Genomic DNA, 3673 nt, shown 5'->3' on the forward strand with positions numbered 1-3673 from the left:
TAGTCCAGAAACTCATCGACGCTGTTGGCCGGAATGTCTTTGCGCGCCAAAAACGCAATCTGCGCCGTGGCAATCATCTGCACCAGGCGGAAGTCTTCGCTCTTGAACTTGATGGACGAAATGGCCAGCGGCGCCAGGATCAGCTCGTTGGGCGAGCCCTGGAAAACCATGTGGCCATCGGCTGGTGCGTTGAGTACCTTCTGCGCGCCGATGGAGCCGTTGGCGCCGCCCAGGTTTTCTACCACCACGGGCTGGCCCAGCTGCTTGGAGAGCGCGTTGTTCACCGTGCGGGCAATCACGTCCGAGATGCCGCCCGCCGGGTACGGCACCATCAACGTGACGGGCTTGGCAGGAAAACTCTGCGCCATGGCACCAGCGGCCAGGCCCAGGCCAGCGAACCAGGCAGCACTGTGCTGGAGAAAGCGGCGTTTGCAAAAGGTCATGTTTGTCTCGTCGTTGTGGTGGGTTGGAAGCGCCATCGTAGGGCGGCGTTTTTTATGCGTCTAATGCATTATTTTTCTGATAAATATTCTTTGAGCGAATAGGTCAGCATGAATATCAAACACCTGGAGCATTTGCTGGCGCTGGCCGATACCGGCTCGTTCAGCCGGGCGGCAGAGCAGTGCTTTATCACGCAGTCGGCGCTGAGCCGCAGCATCCAGAACCTGGAAGAAGAATTGGGGGGCCAGTTGCTCGACCGCATCGGCAAGCGCAACGAGCTGACGCCGCTGGGCTGCGAGGTGGTGGTGCGCGCACGGCGCATCGTGCTGGAGGCATCGGAACTCCAGCGCAGCGCCGAGCTGCTGCAAGGCGGCGGCGGCCAGATTCGCGTGGGCCTGGGATCAGGCCCCGGCGCCTTGCTGACCACGCCGCTGCTGTGCCACGCCGCGGGGCAGCACCCCGACCTGCGCGTCTCGATCACGCGCGGCTCCACCGAGCTGCAACTGCTGCAATTGCGCGCACGCCAGCTGGACGCGCTGGTGATCGATGCCTACCGGGTGGCGCCGGCCCCCGACCTGCACATCACGTCGCTGGGCTACCAGCCAGCGGGGTTTGTCTGCCGCGCCGACCACCCGCTGCTGCAACTGCCGCACGTGGGCATTGCCGATGTACTGCGCTACCCGGTGGCGTCCACCCCGCTGTCGGACGAGGTGGCACGCCTGCTGGTGGCGCAGTACGGCAGCGCTGCCGACCCGCAGCGCATGGTCACGCTGCAAGGCGAAGAAGTGGCCAGCCTGATCGCAGCGGTGGAGCGATCGCTGGCGGTGTACCTGGGCATCGTGGCCGCAGCCCGCGAAGGGCTACAGACCGGGCGGCTGGTGCAGCTGGACTTGCAGCCCGCCCAGCGCGCGCAGGCGCACTTTGCCTACATCACGCTGCAAGGCCGCACCGAAGCCCCGGCACTGGCCTGGTTCCGGGGGTTTGTGGCGCAGGTGTTTGCCACCGCGTAAGCACCTGCTGCTGCGTCAGCCCGCTGCCGGTGGCTGGGCGTTGAACACGCCGCCCAGCAACTCGGGCAGGCGCTCGGTGCCCATCTTGAAGCCGCAAGCCTGCGCGTGGCCGCCACCGCCCATGCTTTCGGCCAGCGGAATGCAATTGAACTCGCTGCGCGAGCGCAAGCCCACTTTGACGCCTTTGGCGCCCGTGCTCCACATCAGCGCAAAAGTGCCCGACTGGCGCGCCAGCAGGTCACCCACCAGGCTGTGGAACACGCCGGGCACATTCACCATGAGGCCGGCCACGCCGTTGAAGACCAGCGGCTGGGCGTTTTCCGCCAAATCGCTACACAGCTTGCGGTATTTCTCGTCCATGGCGGTGCCGCGCGCCATGAAGGTGGCCAGCTGCTCGGGGCTGAAGGCGGCAATCTCCTGCCAGCGGGCAAAGTCCTGCGGCTCCATGTCCAGGGCCGACAAAAAGCCTGCGCTCTCGGGGAACTCCCATTTCCAGATATCGCGGTCTTCGATGTAGGCAATCAGGGCGGGCAGCGGCTGCTCGGGGTGGAAAAACTCCCACGCCAGCCGCGCGCCCGACTTGCTCATGTCAAAGTGGACAACGCCGCAGCGGCAGGCAAAGCCGGTGAGTTTTTCAGCAGCGCTTTTGTGGTGGTCGAGCATGACCAGTTTGGCAGCGCGCTCCTCAATGCCGCGCAGGATGTGGGCAGAGAACGAAAAATCCAGGATATAGACGGCCCGGCCCTCGGTGTCGGGCAGGTCGGCCAGGGTTTGCACATCGCCGTGGTCCAGCCCGACCAGTTCGGCCTGGCCGCCGTAAAACAGCCAGGCTGCCAGCGCGGCGCCAAAGCCGTCGGGGCAGCGGCGGCCATGGTAAAGAATGAGCGGGCGGGGATCGTTTTTATCGGGGGCCACCAGCAGTTGCAAAGGAAGAATGGTTTTCATGGTGGTGCCCATTGTCGCCCTATGTCGGCGCAGCGTGCGCTTTGCGCATACCATCGCTGCCTCACCTACTCGCCCCTTGGGCGTGGATTGAAACATCCCGAAACCCGCACGGAGAAACACATGGCCAAAGGACAGATGCACAACAACAAGATGGCGAAAAAACCGAAGAAGGACACTTCGCCGCCCCGGGAAGGCAGTGGCTCTGACCGGCCCATGCCCCCCGTCACCTCCGTCATCCCGCGCGGAAAAGACAAGAACAAATAAGCCTGCGCTCTACCAGCTGCGCGCCCCCGGCAGCTGGTTTTCTGCTCTTTAATTGATAGCTTCCAGCGCTTGCCCTGCAAGCGCTGGAGTCGTTTTTTGCTTCCAAAAAGCAGAAAGCAAAGGGGCGCAGCGGGCTGCGGTACGGCGGGTTACGGCGCTTCGGGCGCTTTGCGGCCCTTTTTCTTGCTCGCCCGGGCCTGTTTTTTGGCTTCGCGCTCGGCGTCTTGCAAGGCACCAGCGGCGCGCCAGGCCTCGAACTCAGTCGGTGTCTCCAACGTGATGCGCCCCAGGATGGCGGCGCGAAAGTCGGTCATCACGATCTCGGCCGTTTTTTGCAGGTTGACGCGACCACCGCCCAGCATGGCGCCGCGTTTACGGCCAATGGCTTCGAGCAGTTCGTCGTCGCGCAGCTGGGCCACGGCGCCTTCGGGCAGGCCCAGTTTGTAGCGCGCCTCCAGCAGCGGGGCGTAGTGCGTTTGCAGGCGTTGCAGCAGCTCCAGCGCCACCAGCTCTTCGTCGTAGGCGTTGCGGCCAATGGCGCCACTGGCGGCCAGGTTGAAGCCGCTCTCGGGTGCGGTGATGCGCGGCCAGAGCATGCCGGGCGTGTCCCACAGATAAAAGTCATCGGTCAGCGTGATGCGCTGCTCCAGCTTGGTGATGCCAGCCTCGTCGCCGGTCTTGGCATGGCGCTTGTTGGTCAGCGTGTTGATGAGCGTGGACTTGCCCACGTTGGGCACGCCGCAAATGAGCACGCGCATGGGCTTGGCCATGCCGCCCCGGTTGGGCGCCAGGCGGTGGCAGCCGTCGATGAGCTTGCGCGCGGGCGCGGGCTCGGAGGCGTCCAGCGGCACGGCAGCGGTATCGCTTTGGGCGTTGTACCAGTCCAGCCACAGCGCGGTGCGCTCGGGGTCGGCCACGTCTTGTTTGTTCAGCACCTTGAGCGTGGGCTTGTGGCCCGTCAGCTCGGCCAGCAGCGGGTTGGCGCTGGAGCCGGGCAGGCGCGCGTCCAGCAC

The 3673-nt window shown here is 64.8% G+C and carries 5 protein-coding genes; 2 read left to right on the forward strand and 3 right to left on the reverse strand.

The annotated features are described in order from the left end of the window. Positions 1 to 443, reverse strand: a 443-nt coding sequence (locus tag PHX69_RS15735) for a Bug family tripartite tricarboxylate transporter substrate binding protein (protein WP_288045032.1), incomplete at its 3' end; no start/stop codon positions are given. A gap of 108 nt (positions 444 to 551) precedes the next feature. Between PHX69_RS15735 and PHX69_RS15740 the strand changes: the two genes are divergently transcribed. Beyond that, entirely contained in the window at positions 552 to 1451 is a 900-nt protein-coding gene (locus tag PHX69_RS15740; RefSeq protein ID WP_288045033.1) for a LysR family transcriptional regulator, read from the forward strand. A 15-nt stretch (positions 1452 to 1466) separates the two neighbouring features. On the opposite strand, the gene PHX69_RS15745 is transcribed toward PHX69_RS15740, so the two are convergent. Next, positions 1467 to 2396, reverse strand: coding sequence for a DHH family phosphoesterase (locus tag PHX69_RS15745; protein ID WP_288045034.1), 930 nt, complete (start codon positions 2394 to 2396; stop codon positions 1467 to 1469). 120 nt (positions 2397 to 2516) lie between these two features. Between PHX69_RS15745 and PHX69_RS15750 the strand changes: the two genes are divergently transcribed. Next, complete coding sequence (locus tag PHX69_RS15750) at positions 2517 to 2660, forward strand: hypothetical protein (RefSeq protein ID WP_165887059.1); 144 nt, start codon at positions 2517 to 2519, stop codon at positions 2658 to 2660. Positions 2661 to 2809: 149 nt separating this feature from the next. Here the strand turns inward: PHX69_RS15750 and ylqF are convergent. After that, on the reverse strand, positions 2810 to 3673 hold an 864-nt coding region (gene ylqF, locus PHX69_RS15755), incomplete at its 5' end, for a ribosome biogenesis GTPase YlqF (RefSeq protein WP_288045037.1).

Source organism: Simplicispira sp., assembly GCF_028687295.1.
Lineage (GTDB): Bacteria > Pseudomonadota > Gammaproteobacteria > Burkholderiales > Burkholderiaceae_C > Simplicispira > Simplicispira metamorpha.